We start from the raw sequence: 20,037 nt of genomic DNA, 5'->3' as shown, positions 1-20,037 counted from the left end.
TATGTTTCCTCTCCTCGAACCGGCAACGCGGGTCATCTCCTGTCTGCCTTCGTCTTTATGACGACGATGAGCAGAGCGGCACCGACGATGATCATGAGCAGGCTGAACGGGATCATGGTCCATGACATCAGGAACGACAACGAGCCGTCAGTATGCCCGTTCTCCGCCAGGAACCTCTGCGGATCGGCCGGGTCCACCAAGACCGTCATCTCCCGCTCCGGCGTGCTGTGACACCCGGTCACACCAGCACACGGGATCCACGCGTCGTACTGCGCCCCGTCGTACAGGTAGTGAACCTCGATCCGGTCGATCCCGCTACCGCGACCCCCACCACCGGCCCGGTCGGTGATGTACGCGGTGACCGGAACGCCCACACCACCCAGCCGGTCCGCCTCAGCCGAAACATGCCAACGGTAGGCAAGCGAACCACCGAGCAACGCCATCCCCACCAGCAGAAAGGCCACCGCCATCAGGGCGGTCTTCCGCCAGTCCCGGCGGGCACCAGCGACCTCAGCAGCGGTACGGACCCTCTTCTTGGCCATCACGACCTCTCCCATCGACAGCCCATGATAGCCCGGCAGACGGACGGGACGGCCCGCCGACGTCGCCGCCAGTACCGCTTCACCACTGCAGCGGATCGGTGATCGGGATGCCCTGTTGCCAGGGTGCGATGGGACCAGGTGCCGATGCCATCCACCAAGCCCCTTGTCCGGCTGCTCGGACACCTGCGGCCCTCGCCGCTGGACGGTCCCATGTCCCGCCCGGCTTGAACTGCTGTTGCCAGGTCAGGCTGTAGTCCCGTGTGGGGTTACGGAAGCTACGCTGCGGCACATAAACCGTGGCCCCGGACCTAGTCGTCTTGAACAGCCGCACCCCAGGGATCTTCGACGAGGCATAGTCAATTGCCATGCCGGTGAACATTCGTTCGACATTATCCTGAGTCCAGCCGCTCTCCGACGAGGCAACGTCGAGTGCCCGGCCCGTGAGCGCGACCCCGAGACCGACCGCACCGGCCACCGCGCAGACCCCGGCTGTGGCAACGATGCAGACGCCGACACCGATCGTGCCGACGGTGCCTGTGACCCAGTCGCGATTGCCTCGCCACCACTTCTTCGCGCCCTCGCCACCACTAAACAGACACTTGAAGTCAAAGAACTCGCACTTCGGTCCGTCCAGTTCGCCCTTGGGCTCCTGCGGCATCGGAGCCGGCGGGCAGGAAGGCGTGGTTGGGATCTGCACCCGTGGCTTCGGCTGGCTGGCCGGGCCGGCCACCGGGCCCATGATGTTGAGAGCCACCCGCCAGACGTGGAGCACCACCCGGGCAACCAGCCAGACCCCGGGCTGGCCGGCGTACTGCATGGGGATCCAGTAGGGCGTGTTGCCGACACCGCCCAGGCACTGTGATCCGCCGTACCGGCAGAACAGGTAATAGTCGGCCCGATAATGATATCGGTAACCGCCGTTGGTGCTGGTCCATCGGTTGCTACCGACGTACATCCAACTGCCGCCCGGTTCCCGGCCAGTGGGGTCCGAATGGGTGACCGGACTGTTCGCCGAGTAGGCGTACCCGTTCATCTGCTCCGGCGCGTCCTCATTGAACACCGGGTCGACGCTAACGAACCGGCCGATCACCGGGTCGTACTCGCGGGCGCCAAGGTGGACCAGCCCGGTGTTGTCCGCTGTTCCACCGACAAAGCCCTTGCTGTTCGGCCAGGCCGGTGAGCCGCCTCGCGGGGTGCCGTACGGGGTCTGCCGGCGGACGGTGAATTGTTGATTGCCCTCGTTGACCGACACCTGCGCGGTCCCCTGGTGGTCGCTGGCCAGCCAGACCAACCCTGCTGCGGTCCGCGAAGCGACCTGTTGTCCGTTGAAGCTGTAGTACCGCGTGCAGGTCAGGGCTCCGTCCGAGGAGCGGTACCGCAGCTCCTGCCCAGGCAGGTAGAGAGTCTTGCCGGTCGGGTCCTTGCGAATCAGCCGGTTCCCGTCGGCGTCGTAGATGTAGCTGGTGGTCCCGGTGCTGTCGGTGCTGGTTGCCAGCAAGCCCTCCGGGTCCCAGGTCAAAGTCTGGGTACCGGCGGTCGCCGTCGGTCGGGTCAGGGTGTTGCCGGCGGCGTCGTAGGTGTACGAGGCGGTGTTCGTGACCACGCCATTGACCTCGGTACTGGTGCCGTTCAGCGCGTGCGGCCGGGAGCCGCTACCGACCGGAAACCCGTAGGTGTAGGAGGTGACACGCTCTGTGGCTGGATCACTGCGGTCGACCTGCTGCAGACGACGGCCGGCGGCATCGATGTCCCACGCCAACCAATACTTGGCGGGGCCGCCAAGGTTCGCAGCCGCAGGAGCGGCGTCGCAGTCACCGTTGCCCGGCGTCCACGCCTGTCGCAACTGCCCCCGGTAGTCGTGCTGGAAGCACTGATGGTCCGCTCCACCGGCTGCCGCCAGGTCCGACATACTTACGATGTTGCCGACCTTGTCGTAGTCGTACCGCACGTCGCTGATTATGTGTGGCGCGACCGAATCCCGGTCGGTGCGGTTGCCGGTAAGCCGTCCGCTCTCCAACTCGTAGGTAAATGACCGGAACAGACGGGATCCGGTCTCCGAGTAGAGCCCGGTATACATCTCGTACTGGTCGACTTTGCCCAAAGCATTGTAGTCGGTGTCCGCCACATAGCTCGACGCGGGGGCGGTGCCGTAGAGCGTGGTGAGCTGCTTCGGTAGTCCCGAGACCGGGTCGTAGTGGTAGCGCAGTGTCTCGGCCGGCAGGTCCCCGGTCTCGGATTGGAACTGCGAGGCCATACTGCCATCGACATTGTAGGTAGAGTTAATGTTGTAGGTGCCGGCCAGACCGGTCTCAGACGCGGGAACGATCACCTGGGTACCGGTCGGTTGGTAACCGTCGGTGTATCCGGTGACTCTCACCTGATACGGCGCTGAGCCGACCATCCGGGTGCTCTGCGTCAGCTGCCCCTTCGCCAAGGTGTCGTAAACCCACTGGGCCCGCAGCGTCCCACCTAGCTCATTCTCAAACGTGGCGAGTTTGCGGCCCAGCGGATCGTAGACATGCACCAGCTTCTGGTTCAGGGCGTTCGTGGCTGACGTGACCCGGTCAGCGTTGTCGTAGGTCAGTGTGGTAAGGCCCTTGTCCGGATCGTGCACGGCCTCCTGCCGCCCACGGATGTCGTAGCCGAAGGTCCACTGGTTGCCTGCCGGGTCGGTAATCCGGTCCTGCTGCCCTTTTGCGTTGTACCGATAGGTGGTCGAGTCGTACGGTCCGGTCGGGGTGGTGCCGTGGTACTGCCGCAACTCCACGGTGCGGCCCAGAGCGTCGCCCACCTTAGAGGTGACCGTACCGCCGGCAGGCGGCGTGGTGTCCACCCGATCACCCGCATAGTAGGTACGGGTCCGGTACCGCTCCGCACCGTACGGCTGGAAGATCGACGCGGTAGCCCTGCCAGCTCCGTCGTATTCGGTACGCATCTGATTGGGCACGAACGCCGCGTCGGTCGCGGTGACCAGGGTGGTACCCGGTGTGCCGGTGGTGTGGTAGACGCCGTACGACCTCACCTCCCGACCGGCCGTGTCGTAGAACGTGTCGGTCAACAACCGCCCCCCTGACGGAGAGGCTGCCTGGGTCTGCCGCTTACGCAGCAGACCGTCGTAGAGTGCGTAGGCGGTGACGTAGTTCCCGGCCGGGTTGAGTGCGCGGGTGGTGATCACTGATGGAGCGTTCGCCCTGATCAGGTAGTCGTAGGTCACGTTAGCCGGATCGGTTGCCTTGTCTCGTCCCGGATTCCAGACCGCCTTGAGCCGGCCCAACCCGTCATACGACAGGTCGGTGATTTTGGCATTTGGGTCGGTAACCCTGGTGGCCAGCCCCCAGCCCGGTTCCAGATCGCTGGTCACGGTGTGGCCCAGCGGGTTGGTCACGACGGTTCGGGTCAACGGACCCCCAGTTGCCGGCGTGTACCCGGTGGTGGATCGGAGGTTCATCGCGTCCCAGGTCTCAACGACCCGGCCGTACGCGTCAAAGGCGGCCCGAGACACCGTCGCGAACGAGGACGAACCCGCCGTCCAGCCTGAGATCTGTTCGTTCCGGGTAACCTCGCCGCGGGTCGGCGCCGTCCCGTGCGCGTTTCCGTCGTACGAAATCCGATCGACCGAGACGACCTGGTCAGCGGTCAGAGTCGCCGGATTGGTGGCGTCGGCACAGCGCACCGCGAACGTGCTGCGGGTGTGGGGTAGGCCGATCAGCCAGTTCGTCGTGTTGTTGGCATAGGCGATCTTCACGCACTGCTCGTCGCCGGTCTTGGCGGTATCGCCTCGTTCGTCGACCTGGATCGGCAAGCCATCAGCGTTGAAGGTGGTGTACTGCGAAGTGACCCGCTCACCCCGGCCGGCGTCCAACGTCACCCGGTTGTGCTGACCGGAAACGTCCACAAACCGCGCCTCGACCAGGTCGCCGTTGATGGTCCGCGAGGCTGTCGGGGCGGACTGCCACGGTTCGCTGACCTCTCGGGAGACCACCGCGCCACCGGGACCATTGTAGACAGTTTTTTCCCTGACGAGGCCGGCGTACGAGTCCTCGTCGTTGACCGTTGGCACCCCGGTACCGGTCACCGAGACATTCCGGGTCCCGCTCGGTTGTTTGTCGCCGTGCATGCCCCGGAAGTACTTCGTCTCAACGTAGGTCTGCTCACCGGGGTCGCCGACCGTCACGCCGACCCGCTCGTAGCCCCGCCAGACCGACCAGCTCTTGTCCTTCTTGCCGATCAGTCCGTCGTCGTCGGCGTAGCGCCAGGCCGGATTCCCCAGATAGCTGTACGAGTAGCTGGTTCGAGGACTACCGGCGGGCGGCATGCCCCCGGTGTGGTCGGTCTCGTAGATGGTGGTCACCACGTATTTGTGAAACCAGTCGGTCACCGGACCGGGGTAGCCCTCCGGCGTCCAACGGACTGGATAGCAGCGTAGGGTGTTGCTGTGCGCTGCGCTCGGCATCCGGGTCCCGGCGACGCAGTCCGGCGCCGAGTAGTTGATGTTCACTGTGCCGCCGGTCTCGCTGCGGATCATCGCCAGCCGCCACCAGTTCATCGCCGCCGAGTGGTCGTTAGTGTCGACCCGGTTGCTGAGCTGGGTTCCGGTGAACTCGATGTCCGGTACGTTCGCGACGATGCCGACCAGGCCCTCGTGGGAGATGTTTTTCAGGAACAGTCCGGCACGGGTACCGTCGCCGGGGTCTGGGAAGGTGTGGGTGAGGGTCCACCGCTCCACGTTGCGGTAGGCGCTTCCGTCCCGGACCTGGGTGGTCACCGCCGACAGCCGCTTCTTCGACCAGAACGTCGGCGCCCCGATCAGGCAGGACGATCCGGTGCACTCCTGGTCCCACGGGGTGTCCGGCCAGTGGACGCCGTCGTGGTTGGTGCAGTCGGCGAGGCACCGGTCGGCTACGGCGAAGTTGACCCGCATCGGTGCAGCCACGCCACGGTAGAGCGAGTCGGTGCGGACCCCACCAACCTCGGTCCGGTTGTCGGTGCCGTAGTCGATCCGGGTCAGGTAACCGCCCCTGGTATAGGTGGCAACATCGGACGCGGCATTGTTGCGGGCGTACCCGTTGCTCTCCTTGGTGTACCACAGCGACATCGTGTTGCCGTGCGGGTCTATGACGTAGTCGAGGTTCCACCGCCACGCTTGCATGCAGTCGGAGCTAGCGAAGGTCGAACCCCTGCACGGCTCCCCGGGGTCGTTGCCGAAGACCGGCACCGTCCAGGTCGAATTGGTCACCGGCTTGTCGGTGGTCCAGCCAGCCAGCTTGTGCCGGCCGAAGAAGTACTGGGTGCCGTCGGTCGTGGTGACCTTCCAGTACTCACCGTCGTTGTCGCCGTTTCCGTAGTTCGCTCCGCCGACGATGCGCTCGGCCCGCGTACCGTCGTCCCGGCGCAGGTGCCAGTAGCCGTCCGTGGCGTTGTGGATCAGCTCGCCACCGGCGCCGCCCAGCGACATGGTCGCGTTCTGGGTCTCCCAGCACAGGTCGCCGGTCTTGGTGGCGTTGTTGTTGTCAGGGCCGTCCATGTCCTGCCCACAGGACCGATACCGGCGCTCGATGAAGTCACCTGGGACGAACTCGAAGCCTTCCCCTACCCAGGACGGCTGGTTGTTGGAGGCCGCGTGCCGCCCATCTACGCTCTGCGCGGAGTAGTTCAGCTTCATCTCGGGGGTCGGGCCATTGAGGCCCGGCGGGTTGCGCATCGGGTAGGACCAGGTGAAGTCACCGGAGCTGCTCCCCGCCGACCACGTCGCCGACGGCGACAGGCTGGTTGCGCCGTAGTCGCCCGCTGCCCCAGAGGTTCCGGCTGCGAGGGCAAGAAGGGCTCCCCGCCAAGCCGCGTCGGGGATGCCTCGGTCCGCCACCACCTGGGGTTCCACGGGTACCGTCGCGGTGACCGTACGCTGGGCGAGATCGTTGCGGGTTGGCAGGACGCTCCCGGCGCACTCCGGGCGGTCCGGGGTCTGCAGGGCACAGGCTGGCAACGAGATCAGCCGGAGCCGGCTCGCCCAGTCGGCGCCGTACCCGGTGGCGAAGGCACGGTAGTCGACGCTGAGGTTTACCGTTCCCTGGCTGGTAACGCCGTCGGCGCGGCCGACCCTGAGCAGCATCCCTTTGACCTTTGCCCGCTCTGCGGCCCGCTGGTCGAGCACGCCGACCCGGACCCGGGTCGGCGTCGCAACGGAGCGCACCGAGGTGGCCGTCTGACTCACCAGCACCGGCAGGGTACCGGCCTTTACCGGGCCGGCCGCACGGGCGCTCGCCGTCAGGTCCACTTCGGCGGACCCGGCGGCGGGCCACTGCGGCGCAGGCTGCGCGGTGGCCGGCGGCTCTGCTAGCTGACCTCGCGGCACACCGACCGGTACTGGCCGTACAGGTACCGGCTTGACCTCAGCGGCGGATGGTGGCGTGAACCACGCCGCCGCGCTCGCCGACAAAGGTGGGACGACGAGCAAAGTCGCGATCATCGTCAGGGTGAGAGGCGCAACCAGCAGCCACCGAAGGCCGCGTCGGCCCAGACCTGACAACCGATGGATAGGAGGGCTCGACCGCACGGTAATACCTCCGAGAGGGCTAGCGGAGCGACGGCAGGGGGCTACCCGCGACCGGCGTCAGCTGCGGAAAGTCGGCTGGTGTGGTTGGTGCATGCCCGGGCGGACGATGCGTCGCCGCCCGGGCATGCCTTGCTGGAACGTCCGGTTCAGCCGGGTCAGGGGGCGGGAGCGGTGAACCGCAGGCCGAGTCCGGGCGGGAGCACGGGTTGCCGGTAGGTGTACTGGATCGCGGCGGTTCCGCTGGCGTTCTCGATGCCGATCGTGGCACCGCCACCACGTTCGAGGAAGGTGCCGTCGTTGTCGATGTAGGCGAAGCTGTAGCCCCCGGCTTCGTCGATGATGGCCTGGAAGGTAACCCGGGTACGGGGATCCTCGTACGAGTGGACGTTGCGCCACTCGACGACGAACTGGCGGTTCGGTGCGGTGCCACGCACAGCGGTGCGGACACTGGCGTTGCTGTCGACGACCCAGTCGTGCCAGAACGGGTACAGCGCGGCGTTGGGTTGTTCGGCGTCGGCGGGCGACGGGATGGGCCAGGCGTTCGGTGACGGCGTCCCCGGGTTGACGAAGCTGATCAGGCCGTTGGTGTCGACCCAGCCGGTGGAGTAACTCTGACCGTAGAGGGTCGCTGGGAATGGAAGGGCGACCGAGGTGTAGGCGTCGTCACCAGTCAGCGACAGCACGGTGCCGTTGGCGGCGGTGTAGGTTACGGGTAGTTCAGTCAGTTGGTAGCCGCCGCCGGTCGCGGTAGCGGCTAGGCCGAAGGCGGCGGTTACCTGGGTGTTGGTCCCGACCGTCACCTGGCGCGCGTCCGAGCCCCGGCAGGTGCCGCTCGGCACGGTGACAATCACAGCCCAGGTGCCGGCCGGAACCGCAGTGACCTGGTAGGTGCCGTTAGCGGCGGTCGTGGTCGTCTTGTCGGCGACCGCAACGGTCGCTCCGGTTACCGGTGCTCCCGCACAGGTGACGGTGCCGGTGACGCTGCCCAGGCCGGGAGGGTTAGGGGTGAACGTCACGCCCTGACCGGAGGCTAGCCACTGCTCACGGAACAGGTACTGGAAGCCGATGGATCCGTCGCCGTTCTCGATCCCGACGGTGCCCTCACCGCCACGTTCGATCGACTTCGCAGGGTCGATGTCGGCGTAGGCGAGCCTGATCTGACCGTTCTCGGAGAAGATGGCCTCGAAGGTGGCCCGGGTGTTGGTGTCACCGTAGATATGAACGTTGCGCCACTCCACGACCCATTGCCGGTTCGGGGCGGTGCCGCTGATTCTGGTCGCGATCCGGGCCTGGGAGTCGACCACCCAGTCGTCCCACAGCACATAGACCGCCGCGTTCGGTGAGCCCTCTGCCGCCGGTGACGGGATCGGGCCCGGCCAGGAGCCGATCCAGCCGATGTACGCTGGGTCCTTGAAGCTGATCAGGCCATTGGCGCTGATCCACGCCGACGTGTACGACTCGCCGTAAAGCTTGACCGGGAATGGCGGGTTCTTCTGCCATACCGTCTCGTCGCCCTGCCATCCCTCGACGACGTCACCGGGGATGAAGGTCTGTGCACCGGTGGTGCACTTATAGCCGAACTCATCGCCGTCCACCATCACCGACAGATCCACGTCGGAGGTGCCGCCTGGATGGTTGATCGTCTCGCGGGCGTACTGGCCGGCACACCGGTTGTCACCCGTGGACGCCGCGACCCGGTACTCGCCCACCGGGACCGCGGTGAACTGGTAGCTTCCGTCGGCGGTAGTGGTGGCGCTGCGGTTACCCGGGTTCAACGTCACCGTCGCGCCGGCTACCGGGTCACCGGTAACCGCCGTGGTCAACACGCCCTCGACCGTCCCATTGGGGGCCGGGGTGTAGGTGATCGAGCTGTTGGCAGTCAGCGCAGCCTCGTGGAAGGAGAACAGCGCCGCCACGGTGCCGGATGCGTTCTCCAGGCCGACGGTTGCACCCGCACCCTGCTGGACCGGGGTCGACATCGCTGCGTAGTGGAAAGCGATCCGACCATCCTCGTGGAAGATCACCTCGAACGTGACTCGCTGCGCGTTGGTTGGCCGGAACCCGACGTTGCGCCACTCGATGACGTACGACCGGTTCGGTGAGCTGCCCAGGGTCTGGGTGCGGATGCTGGCTGACGCATCGACCTCCAGGTCGTCCCAGAACGGCGCGACGACGGCATTCGGGGCGGCGGCGGTTGGCATCGTCGGGTTTACCCAGGTGTCCGGCTCACCGGACACGCTGCCGAAGCTCACCAGGCCATTCGTGTGCACCCGCCCACTAGTGTACGTCTCGCCGTGAAACCGTACCGGGAACGGCAGGGTGACCATGGTCGCCGCGTCGTCACCGGTCAACCCGAGCACCGTCGATGCGGCGACGAAACCGGAGCTCCCAGTGCTACACGCGTATCCCATCCCGCCGTAGTCCGGACCCAGCTGCAGATTACGGACCAGGTCGGCGAACAGCTCTACCTGCTGGCTGGCCACGGCACCGCACCGCCCCGGCATCCGCACCGCCACGGTGTAGCTGTCCGCTACGAGTCCGGTGAAGCTGTACGCGCCGCCGGTGCCGGTCGTCGTACTCAAACCGGTCGGATCCAGGGTCACCGTGGCACCGACCACCGGTGCGCCCGAGGCGTTGGTCAGTGTGCCAGTCAGGGTGTGCAGCTCCAGCTCGCCGACAGCGTCCGGCCGGGTGAACGTGATCGCCTTGGCACTCGCCAGCACCGGCTCGGCGGCTGAGTAGCGCAGCCGGTCCTGGCCGTCGGATGCCTCGATCCCGACGACCGCGTGCGCACCCCGCTCGGCGGCGTTGTCGAGCTGGTCGTAGTTGGTGGTGACGGTGCCATCGGGGGCGAGGAGCACCTCGAAGGACAGCCGCTGCGCGGTGTTGCCCTTACGGTGCACATTGCGCCATTCGACGATGAACCGCTGGCCCGTACCGCTGCCGGTGGTCGCGGTACGCACGCTCGCTGAGGCGTCGACGACCAAGTCGTCCCAGAATGGTGCCACCGCTGCGGCTGGTGTCGCCGGCGCCGGCTGCTGACCGGTGTACGGGTGGGAGCCGCCCGGGTCGGTGAAGGAGAGCAAGCCGTTCGTGTCCACCCATGCGCTTCGGTAGGCACCGCCGTAGAACGGGAACGCGAAGGGCAAGGGAACCGCAGCGACGGCGTCGTCACCGGTCAAGGCCATCGTGCTGGACGCCCCAGTGAACGCAGTGGCCTGTTCGGTGCAGGTGTGGCCCAGGTCGTCGCTGAACGTCCAGAGGAAGATGTCGAAGATCGTGCCTGGGCCGTTGATCTCCAGCGGCTCGCTGAATAGCTCACCGCACCGGCCGCCGAAGGTAGCGGTTACGGTGTACAGGCCAGGCGCGAACCCGGAGATCGTGTAGGTTCCATCCGCCCCCGAGGTAGCCTGGTGACCACCAGGTTGCAGCTCGATGACCACCCCGGCCTGCGGGAGGACGGACGCGTTCCGCACCGTGCCGGACAGACTCGCGGCGGACGCCACGATAAAGGTGTCCTGACTGGGGTTGCTAATCCGGTTGCCGTGGTCTAGCGCGACCGCGTAGATGACTCGCTCACCCATCTGGCTGCCAACGTTGACGGTCACGGTCGCAGTGCCGCCTGCGGTTGTCGCGTTCACGGTGCTGTCCAGCCCGTCGCCGTCGACGCTGTACCGGAACGCGGTGATATTCGCGTCCCCACCCGCATCGAACTGGACGGTGAGCTGGCCGCCAGCGCTGACCTCGTTGCCGTTGGGGAAGGTGACGACGGGCGGCAGCGGTACTGCGAGCTCCGCGAGGTTCGCCGGGGTCTCCATGAAGTTGTAGAAGCGCACGTTGTCGACGAGACCGGTGAAGAAGCTGTCGTCGCTGCCGTTCCACTTGCGTTTGCCAACGGCGACATCTGTCGTAGCGTTGAACCCCCCGACGAGGGTCGCAGTTGCCGTCTGGAGGACACCGTTGACGTAGAGCGTCATCTGTTTTGTCGAGACGTCGTACACCCCGGCAAGGTGGGTCCACCGGCCAGCGGTAGGTGCGGCGTTGGACAGCACGCTGTACAGCGCGGGGTTGTCGACATCGGCTCCGGCCATCGTAAATCGCCAGCGTTGGTTGCCCCCGGCGTAGCCGAGGTGATAGGCAGACACCCGGGAGCCGTTCGCGCTGACTACGGTCTGCAGGCCAGTTCCGGTGGTGGAGTCGATCCTGACCCAGGCGGCGATGGTGAAGCTCACGTCGGTGCGGACCTGTGTCGAGACACCGGTGTCGGGGTGCGGCGTGCTGAGCCCGCCAGCCCGGGTGGCCGCCGCGGTGCCCGGTAGCGACAGTGCCGTGCCTACGCCGGACCGGCCGGCGACCCGGGTCGCCGACGCGCCGATGGTCAGGTTGTTGCCGTGGCCGGAGACGTCAGTGGCGGTTGTCCCGGTTCCCTCGAACGTCCACTCGGCAGCCGGACCGGAGCCGGACCGGACGCTGAAGTCGTAGATGACCGGGGTAGAGAACCGACCAGCGTGGTCCTTCGACCACACGTATAGCAGGTTCACGCCGTCGCGCAACGGCGCCAGGGTGATCGACGCGCCGTAGTCCGTCGTCCGCGCCGGCACCGTCTTCGCGGCGGTCAGCACACCCGAGTCGAGGCTGTAGGCGTACTCCTTGACCTCGTAGGGCCGGACGGTCGGTGCGGCCACGGAGAACGTGCCGGGGAGACCGACTCCGCCGCGTGGCACTCCGTCGTCGGGGTAGTTCGTGGAGCCGACGTTCGCCGGTGGCGGTGGCGGTGTCGCGTCGACAGTGAACTCGCAGGTGCCGGACCAAGCGCCGTGCCGTGATCCGTCCCAGGTCCTGGCCTGCCAGACATAGCTGACACCGTCGGTCAACCTGCCCGACGGGACCGCCCGAGAGACCGTCGATGGGTTCCCCGCCGATTGGGAGACCTTGTTCGTCTCGCTACGGGCGCCGCCGACGGGCCACCAGTAGAAGTCGGTCGTCAGCGACTGCTGGTCGCTGTCCGGGTCGGAGTGCCTGGCGGCAAGGATCGGCGTGGTCGTCAGCACGTACGGTCGCGCCGTCCCAGTGGCGCAGGCCTTGCCGTCAGACTTGCGGTCCGTCAGCGCGTTCGGACTGGTGTTGTAGGTGATGGCCAGCTTCGGCGACGAGTGGTTGAAGCGCTTCCACTGGTTCTTGGTGCCCTCGTCGACGGCCCGCAGACCGACGGTCAGGTTCGACCATTTGCTGGACGCGGCCTTCGCCACCATCGACGTCACGTTGAACTCGATGGTGCCGGTGCCCAGGCAGCCGTGCGCCGCCCCGTACTTGCGGTTTCCCGATGTCTGTGCCGTGTAGCTGCTGTTCCAGGTGGGCTGGTTGTTCCACGTCGTGCTCGAGGAGATCGCCCCGGTCAGCCACAGTTTCGCGTTGCTCTTCGGACTACACGTCCACGCGTGCCGCTGCTCGATCCGGAACTCGGCCTTGACGATGTGCTTCCCGGACACCTTGGAGGTGTTCATCCGGAAGAACGACCGGATGATGTAGTCGCTGCAGCCGGAGCAGTCCTGGGTACGGCCCGCACCGGCCGACCCGTACGTCGATCCGTTGTACAACGCCGACGAGTTCTGCCAGAACGAGCTCGCCTTGTACTTGCTCCACACCGTCGTCCACGCGTTGCTGACGATCCCGCCGGTCCAGGACGGGTCGATGTAGATCGGCAGCTTCGTCCGTGGATCAGCCAGCATCGCCTTGTCCGGAAGGATGGTCATCGAGTCCTCGTCGACGCGGACCGGCATCACCGCCCGATGGGCCGCCTCGGAGATGGCGGGCTGGTCGGGCGCGACCTCGGCGGTCGACGACTCATCCAGCTGCCGCTGCTGCTCTGCCAAGTCCGGTTTGCGCTGCGGTGCGGACTCGCGCGTGTCCTTCTCCCGGGTGGCCCTCTCCGGTGCCGTGTCGGTTGCGGCCGCCGCGGACTCAGTGGAGTCCCACATCAGAGGTGCAGGCGCGGCGAACACGACGGTGCCTTTGTCGTCACGGGCGGCCAGCCCACCCGAGGCGGTCGCGCCCACCGTGACACCCTTGGTCTCCAATCCGAACCGCAGCGACGCCAGGTCCGGGTTCGCCGCCGCTTCGCGGGAATGCACGACCAGCACCTCGGAGAAGCCCAAGGGCTGCGCAGTCACCTGTAGATCGACGTCAGGTAGTACGTCTCGGTAGATTGCGGTCGCGCCCTCCAGCTCGGGTTTCGGCAGCCGGAATGGCCAGGTCATCGCCAGCTCTCGCTCGCCGTCCCGGAGCCGGGCAAGGGGGGCATCGCCGCCTCCGGAGAAGACCATCGGCAGCACCGTTGCCCGTGGCGCCACGCCGTTGGCCGTCATCTTGAGGGTGGTGTCGACCGGCACCCACGCGTTTCCCTTACGGACCCGGGCCGGCTCGATGGTCTGCTCCAAGGTCCGCGAACCGTCGACGTTGACGAAGGTCTGTGTCCACTCCGTACGCTCGGAGAGAAGCTCGACGCGTCGGCCACAGATCTCGACCATTCGCGTCGCCGAGGCGGCGTCTGCCTGCTCATCCACACAGGCCTGTGGCGGAGAGCTGGTGGGAGCAGCGGCCGCGCGTGCCGGCACCGCCAGCCCGGTCAGGGCTACCGATGCGGCCACTGTCGCGGCCCAGTATCGCCGCGATCCGCCGATGCGCACGCCTGCCATCCGGCACCCCCGTGATCGACGCCAGTCAGTGTCCGAACTGTAGGCGATCCGAACGATCGGTGTAAATGGCAGTCACAAGCTGTGACCACAAAGCGGACACGACACACCCTTCCGACACTCGCCGCCATACGAACCGTAAGCACGGAGACGGCCACCCTCCGCAGCACCACTGCGTCACGCCGCGAGCAGGTGGTCGGGGTTCCGGTCGGGGCGGCTAGTTCGATACCATCGAACAAGAATCGGCGCGGCCCGGCGGGCGGTCCGCGCGGGGGTCACGGGAGGTCCGGTGCGCAGGTCTGATCGCGTCGTCGCCGACGGCGACGCACGCCAGGATCTGGTCGGCGCCCGGATGCGCCAGTTCCGCAAGGAGCAGGGGCTAACCCTGCGCGGTCTGGCCAGCCGCGCCAACCTGTCGATCGGGTTCCTGTCCCAGGTCGAGCGGGGTGTCTCGTCGATCGGGCTGACCGCGCTCAACAGCGTCGCCGCCGCGCTGGACCGGCCGGTCGCCGAGTTCTTCAGCGCGGAGCCGACCGAAACCGCCGAGGACCCGCAGGGCAGCCTGCCGGTGCACTTCACCCTCACCCGGGCCGACAACGGTGCCACCGAGTACGTCTCCGGTCAGCAGACCTACCGGATGCTCTCCGACCGTGGCCCCAACCTGGTGCTGGAGCCGATGCTGGTGCACATCGCGCCGGGCGGGCGCCGCGAGGAGGCGTACGGGCACTTCGGCGAGGAGTTCGCCTACGTGGTCAGCGGCGAGCTGCTGTACGAGGTCGACGGGGTGGAGCACCGGCTCTACCCGGGCGACAGCCTGCATCTGCGGTCCAGCACCCCGCACCGGCTGTACAACGACACCGACCAGGTGACCACCGTGGTGTCGGTGGTCACCCCGCGGCTGTTCTGACCGCCGCACTGCCCACTAGTGGGCAACATGTTCACTGACACGTAATAATTTCGGGACGGCTGACCGGATCCGGCCCGTCACCGGCCCAGGACCCGTTCCACCTGCGTCATCGTCGCCTGCCAGATCGGGGCGGCCGGGTCGATCACCGAGAAGTGGTCACCTGGCTGCTCCAGCCAGCCCGGGTCCTCCCCGGCGGCCCGCGCCGCCGCCACGTACCGGCGGTTGAAGTCGATCAGGTCGAGGTCGTCGCCGGCACCCTGGACGATCAGCTGCGGCACCCCGATCGGCAGCCGGGCCATCGGATCCGAGGCGGCGTACACCTGCGGCACGGTGTCGCGGTCACCGCCGAGCGCGGCGGCGACCGCGCCGGTGCCGACCTGCCGCCGGTCCCCTTCGGCCAGGTCCAGCACCCCGGCCAGGGAGACCGCCAACGCCACCGGCACCGGGCCGCCGTCGGCGGCCAGCCGCACCGCCAACTGCCCGCCGGCCGAGTGGCCGAACACCGCGACCCGGTCCAGGTCCAGCAGACCGTCCGGCACCGCGCCACCGGTCAGCTCCGGCAGGTTGGCCAGCACCGCCAGCCCGGTCGCCACGTCGGCGGTGGTCGCCGGCCAGCCGTGCCGGTCCGGCCGGCGGTACTCCAGGTTCCACGCCGCGTAACCCCGGTCGGCCAGGTCGACGGCGAGCGCGTCCATCAGGTCCGCCGCCCAGATCGACCGCCAGAAGCCGCCGTGCAGCAGCACCGCCACCGGCAACGGCCCGGCGGACAGATCAGACGGATCGGCCGGTAGCCGCAGCTCGCCCCACTGCTCCGGGTCCTGCCCGTACGCGACCCGCCGCGCCGGGCGGCGCAGCCGGTGCACGGCGTGCCGGATCGCCCAGGCCAGCCCCCACACGCCCCGGCCGGACAGGTGGACCGAGCCAGGACCGGTCGGCTGCGGGTCGGTCACCTGCGGGTCGTAGTGGACGGTGCGTCCCGCCCAGCGGCCGTCGGCGGTCAGCAGCGCCCGTACCGCCGGATCCGGGCCGGGCAGCAGCACCACCGCGCGCCCGCCGACGCTGCCGACCCCGTCGAGCAGGCCGCGGACCTCGTCGGCGTCGGCGGCGACCACGAAGTCACCGACCACGCCGAGGCCGGCCGCCTCGGCGACGACCAGGCCCCGCAGCAGTTCCGGGTCGACGGTCAGCACTGGGCCGGCGACGACGAGTACACCGTCGACTGTCATCGGGAAGCCTCCCTACGTAGCAGCGGCAGCACCGCGTTGCCGAGCAGCTCGACGCCACGGTCGTCGGTGAGCCCGTGCGGGGTGCCGAACTCGACCCGACGCACCCCGGCGTCGATCAGCGCCTGCGCCTGGGCGGCGACCTGCCCGGGGGTGCCGGAGAAGGCGAACCGGTCCAGCAGGTCGTCGGGCACCAGCCGGCCGGCGTCGACGTCGCGGCCGGCTGCCACCAGCGACTTGACCTGCGCCAGCAGGTCGTCCGGCACGGTGACGGTCGGGTCCAGGTCGGCGACCACCGCCAGGTACATCGCCACCTCGGTGCGGGCCTTCGCCCGCGCCGCCGCGCCGTCGGTGTCCACCACGGTCACCGCGCCGAACACGATGCCGACGTCGTCGACGGACCGGCCGGCGGCGTCGGCGCCGGGACGCAGCCGGTCGCGGATCACCGGGACCATGTCCGGGTTGGCGCTGCCGCCGACTTTGATCTCGTCGGCGATCCGGCCGGCGAGCGCGGCACCGCGTGGCCCCCAGGCGCCGAGCAGCAGCGGCGGGTCCGGACGCTGTACGGCGTACCGCAGGGCGGTCTCCGGGGCCAGCCGGAACACCCTGCCGTCGAAACCGGCGGTGTCGCCGCGCAGCAACCGACGGATCACCTCGGCGGCCTCGGCGAGCACGGTCAACGGACGCGGCTGCTCGATGCCGACCGCGCCCAGCCAGGTGCCGCGGGCCAGCCCCAGGTAGGCCCGCCCGTGCGAGGCCAGGTCGAGGGCGGCGAGCTGGCCGGCGATCTCGTACGGCGCCATCGAGTACGGGTTGAGGCAGGCGGTGCCGAGCCGGACCCGTCCGGTGGCGGCGGCCATCTCCAGCAGCGGGAAGATCGGCGGCTGGTACATCAGGTCACCGAAGACGCTCAGCACGTCGAAGCCGTACGCCTCGGCGGCGCGGGCCAGCCGGGCGTAGTCGCCGGCGCGTTTGTCGCTCTGCAGGCCGAGTCCGATTTCCACAGCCACGCGAACCTCCGATGATTCAGGTCAGGTCGGCCGAGTTCATTCGCCGCTTGCAGGTCCGTTCGACCCGCATGACCAGGCCCTCCTCCGGGTCCGGGCAGGCGAACAGGGTGTCGCGTTCCAGCCAGTCCCCCGGCGGCATGTCGCGCTGCTTGGCGGCCAGGAACGGCAGCACCGACGCGAGCGCGTACACGCAGAAGTGTTTCCCTTCCGGGATCTTCAGGTGGGCGCTGTCGGTCAGGTCGAAGTGGTCGCCGACGGCCATCCCGCAGACCGACCGGCCGGTGATCCGGTCCACGCTGACCCGCAGGTCGTAGACCTCCATGTCACCGCCGGCGGTGATGTCGCCGCCGTCGGTGCCGGCAGTCTGATCACTCATGGTTGCTCCCTCGGGTCGATCCGGACGATGATCTTTCCGGTGGTGCGCCGGTCGGCCAGGTCGGCGAGCGCGGCCGGGGTGCCGGCCAGGTCGACGACCCGGTTCACCGGGGGCCGGACCGTGCCGGCCGCGATCAGTTCGAAGATCCGCTGGTACGCCTGGGCGACCGCGTCCGGCCGGGTCCACGGGTACGTCGAGCCCCAGGAGAGCCCGACCAGGGTGTGGTTGCCGGCGATCAGCCGCATCGGGTCCACCGGTGGCGGGTTGCCGCCGGCCGCGCCGACCGCGACGAGCCGGCCCTCGAACGCCAGGCAGTCCAGTGACCGGGTGAACACGTCCCCGCCGACCGGGTCGACGATCACGTCCGCGCCGGCGCCGCCGGTGGCGTCGCGGACCGCCTCGACGAAGTCGCCGGCCAGGTAGTCGACGGCGACGTCGGCGCCGTTGTCGCGGCACAGCGCGGTCTTCGCCGGCCCGCCGGCGGTGCAGATCACCCGGGCACCCCGGGCGGCGGCCAGCTGCGTGGCGGCGATGCCGACGCCGCCGGCCCCAGCGTGCACCAGCACCGTCTCACCGGGCCGGACCGCGGCGCGGTCCAGCGCGAACCAGGCGGTCTGGTAGGTGACCGGGACGGCGGCGGCGACGACCGGGTCGATGCCCGCCGGACGCGGTACGGCGAGCGCCGCGTCGATGGTGACGGTCTCGCCGAGCGCGCCGTGCGGCAGCGCCGGGCAGGCCACCACGTCGGTGTCGGCGAGCGCTTCGACGCCGGCGCCGGTGGCCACGACCCGGCCGGCCAGTTCCACGCCGGGGGTGAACGGCGGCGCCGGGCGGACCGGGTACTCGCCCCGGCAGAGCATCACGTCGAGGAAGTTCAGCCCGACCATGGCGACGGCGATCCGGACCTGGCCGGGGCCGGGTGGTGGGTCGTCGGGCAGGTCGGCGACGGTGAGCACCTGGTCGGGTTCGCCGTACCCGGTGGCGATCAGCCGTCTCATGCCGGGCCGCCGGCCGGTTCGAGGGCGGGTTCGCGGGCCGGTCCCGCCGGGTGGCGGACCAGTTCGGAGTGGTGGTGCACGATCCGCCAGCCGTCGCCGGTGCGGCGCAGGACGTCGGTGACCCGGCTGTGTTCGGCCGGCCCGCCGCCGGCCGGCACCGCGACCAGCACGTAGCGGGCCACCGCGGCGTCGCCCCACACGTCGATCCGCAGGTCCTCGGGGGCCAGCCGGTCCAGCACCGGCCGGGCCCCGGCTGCGTCGCGTCGCTCCCGGTAGGCGTCCAGCTGGTCGCGGGTGCGCAGCGGGCCGGGCAGGTGGGTCTCCCAGGTGGTCACGTCGGCGTGCAGGTGCCGGTCGAAGCGGACCCGGTCGCCGGCGAGGAACGCGTCGTACATGTCGCCGATCGCCGCCGCGATCTCGGCGGTCTCCTGCTCGGACATTCTGCTCCTCACGTCGTTCACCAGGCGGTCCAGCCGGCGCGGTCGTCGCGGACCACCCGGCCGCCGGACATCACCCAGCGCACCCCCCGGAACGCCGACGTGTCGGCGGTCGGGTCGGCGTCCAGCGCCACCAGGTCGGCGTACTTGCCGGTCTCGACGGTGCCGAGGTCGGCCTCGGCGCCGAGCCAGCGGACCGGGCCGAGGGTGCCCGCGTACAGGGCGCGAGCCGGGCCGATGCCGCTCTCCGACAGGTACTCCAGCTCCCGCACCGAGGCGTTGGTGCCCTCGAATTGCCAGAACGGCGGCATGTCGCTGCCGAGCAGCACCTCCACCCCGGCGGCCAGGGCCATCGCGTAGCTCTCCAAGTGCCGGGGTCCGGCACCGAGCGAACGGCACTGCATCCACTGCGGTACGCCGAGTTCGTCGAAGAACTCCTTGCACCGGGTGACCAGCAGGGTCGGCACCAGCGCGGTTCCCCGCTGCGCCATCCGCGCCGCCACCTCCTCGGTGAGCTGGTAGCCGTGTTCGACGCAGTCCAGCCCCAGCTCGACGGCCTCGCCGATGACCGGTGCCGGGCCGGCGTGCGCGGTGACCTTGCGCCCCCAGGCGTGCGCGGTGTCGATGACGGCGGCCATCTCGTCGGGGAACAGCTGCCGGGTGTGGATCGACTCGTGTTCGCCGGCGATCCCGCCGGAGATCATCACCTTGATCAGGTCGGCACCGGCCCTGATCTGGCTGCGTACGCCGCGCCGGAACCCGTCGGCCCCGTCGCATTCCAGGGTGTCGGTGCTCTCGTGGCCGTGTCCGCCGGTGCAGACCAGCGCCCGGCCGGCGGTGAAGATCCGTGGCCCGGTGACCCGGCCGGAGGTGATCGCCCGGCGCAGCGCGAAGTCGGCGTGGTCCTTTTCTGCCACGCAGCGCACCGTGGTCACCCCGCAGAGCAGGGTGCGCCGGGCCCCGTCGGCCATGTAGAGGGCCAGTTCGTGCGGGGTCAGGTCCTTGACGCTCTGCCCGCCGGCACCGGGCAGGGACAGCGACAGGTGGGTGTGCATGTTGGTCAGCCCGGGTGTCAGATACGCGCCGCCGAGGTCGATCTCGGTGACGTCGGCCTCGGCGCGGGCGGTGGCGGTCACCTCGGCGGCCCGTCCGACGGCGGCGATCCGGTCGCCGCGCACCCAGACGGCGGCGTCGGTGACCGGACCGACGCCGTCGAGGACGCGGGCGTCCACGACGGTGCAGTTGGTCAGGACGGTGTCGACCGGTCCGGGGTGGGTGGCGGCGCTCATGTCGGCGTCC

At 68.9% G+C, this 20,037-nt stretch carries 10 protein-coding genes; 1 reads left to right on the top strand and 9 read right to left on the bottom strand.

Annotation, left to right across the window (positions count from 1 at the left end; all coding sequences use genetic code 11):
- Nucleotides 1–32: 32 nt before the first annotated feature.
- From O7610_RS03675 to O7610_RS03665, 3 genes are all read right to left on the bottom strand, one after another.
- Nucleotides 33–557, bottom strand: a complete 525-nt coding sequence (locus tag O7610_RS03675; protein WP_289212635.1) for a hypothetical protein — start codon at nucleotides 555–557, stop codon at nucleotides 33–35.
- A gap of 64 nt (nucleotides 558–621) precedes the next feature.
- The gene (locus O7610_RS03670) at nucleotides 622–6,753 is read right to left on the bottom strand and encodes an RHS repeat-associated core domain-containing protein (RefSeq protein WP_289212634.1); all 6,132 of its coding nucleotides are present in this window, start codon (nucleotides 6,751–6,753) and stop codon (nucleotides 622–624) included.
- A 497-nt stretch (nucleotides 6,754–7,250) separates the two neighbouring features.
- Complete coding sequence (locus tag O7610_RS03665; RefSeq protein WP_289212633.1) at nucleotides 7,251–13,658, bottom strand: NIDO-like domain-containing protein; 6,408 nt, start codon at nucleotides 13,656–13,658, stop codon at nucleotides 7,251–7,253.
- A 418-nt stretch (nucleotides 13,659–14,076) separates the two neighbouring features.
- On the opposite strand from O7610_RS03665, the gene O7610_RS03660 reads away from it, so the two are divergent.
- Nucleotides 14,077–14,694 carry a helix-turn-helix domain-containing protein gene (locus O7610_RS03660; RefSeq protein ID WP_233605752.1) on the top strand — a complete coding sequence of 206 codons (618 nt, stop codon included), beginning with the start codon at nucleotides 14,077–14,079 and terminating at the stop codon, nucleotides 14,692–14,694.
- Nucleotides 14,695–14,771: 77 nt separating this feature from the next.
- Here O7610_RS03660 and O7610_RS03655 read toward each other — a convergent pair whose 3' ends face one another.
- Genes O7610_RS03655 through O7610_RS03630 form a run of 6 tightly spaced genes read right to left on the bottom strand, consistent with a single transcriptional unit; the run spans nucleotide 14,772 to nucleotide 20,027 of the window.
- Nucleotides 14,772–15,920, bottom strand: a complete 1,149-nt coding sequence (locus tag O7610_RS03655) for an alpha/beta hydrolase (RefSeq protein ID WP_289212632.1) — start codon at nucleotides 15,918–15,920, stop codon at nucleotides 14,772–14,774.
- The gene (locus tag O7610_RS03650) at nucleotides 15,917–16,927 is read right to left on the bottom strand and encodes an LLM class flavin-dependent oxidoreductase (RefSeq protein ID WP_289212631.1); all 1,011 of its coding nucleotides are present in this window, start codon (nucleotides 16,925–16,927) and stop codon (nucleotides 15,917–15,919) included. The genes O7610_RS03655 and O7610_RS03650 overlap by 4 nt, the downstream gene beginning before the upstream one ends.
- A gap of 16 nt (nucleotides 16,928–16,943) precedes the next feature.
- Nucleotides 16,944–17,303, bottom strand: coding sequence for a TIGR04076 family protein (locus tag O7610_RS03645; protein ID WP_281554344.1), 360 nt, complete (start codon nucleotides 17,301–17,303; stop codon nucleotides 16,944–16,946).
- Entirely contained in the window at nucleotides 17,300–18,301 is a 1,002-nt protein-coding gene (locus tag O7610_RS03640; protein ID WP_289212630.1) for an NADPH:quinone oxidoreductase family protein, read from the bottom strand. The genes O7610_RS03645 and O7610_RS03640 overlap by 4 nt, the downstream gene beginning before the upstream one ends.
- Complete coding sequence (locus tag O7610_RS03635) at nucleotides 18,298–18,741, bottom strand: YybH family protein (protein WP_289212629.1); 444 nt, start codon at nucleotides 18,739–18,741, stop codon at nucleotides 18,298–18,300. Before O7610_RS03635 ends, O7610_RS03640 begins: the two co-directional genes overlap by 4 nt.
- 17 nt (nucleotides 18,742–18,758) lie before the next feature.
- Nucleotides 18,759–20,027 carry an amidohydrolase family protein gene (locus O7610_RS03630; RefSeq protein ID WP_289212628.1) on the bottom strand — a complete coding sequence of 423 codons (1,269 nt, stop codon included), beginning with the start codon at nucleotides 20,025–20,027 and terminating at the stop codon, nucleotides 18,759–18,761.
- Between the last annotated feature and the right edge of the window lie 10 nt (nucleotides 20,028–20,037).

The sequence above is a fragment of the Solwaraspora sp. WMMA2065 genome, from assembly GCF_030345075.1.
Taxonomy (GTDB): Bacteria; Actinomycetota; Actinomycetes; order Mycobacteriales; family Micromonosporaceae; genus Micromonospora_E.
Note: the sequence above shows the minus strand (reverse complement) of the source record. Positions and strands in the feature narration are given on the sequence as shown.

Excerpts from the sequence above, each read along its gene's own strand:
- O7610_RS03675 (WP_289212635.1), bottom strand. The coding sequence starts at position 557 with ATGGGAGAGGTCGTGATGGCCAAGAAGAGGGTCCGTACCGCTGCTGAG.
- O7610_RS03655 (WP_289212632.1), bottom strand. The coding sequence starts at position 15,920 with ATGACAGTCGACGGTGTACTCGTCGTCGCCGGCCCAGTGCTGACCGTC.
- O7610_RS03645 (WP_281554344.1), bottom strand. The coding sequence starts at position 17,303 with ATGAGTGATCAGACTGCCGGCACCGACGGCGGCGACATCACCGCCGGC.
- O7610_RS03640 (WP_289212630.1), bottom strand. The coding sequence starts at position 18,301 with ATGAGACGGCTGATCGCCACCGGGTACGGCGAACCCGACCAGGTGCTC.
- O7610_RS03635 (WP_289212629.1), bottom strand. The coding sequence starts at position 18,741 with ATGTCCGAGCAGGAGACCGCCGAGATCGCGGCGGCGATCGGCGACATG.
- O7610_RS03630 (WP_289212628.1), bottom strand. The coding sequence starts at position 20,027 with ATGAGCGCCGCCACCCACCCCGGACCGGTCGACACCGTCCTGACCAAC.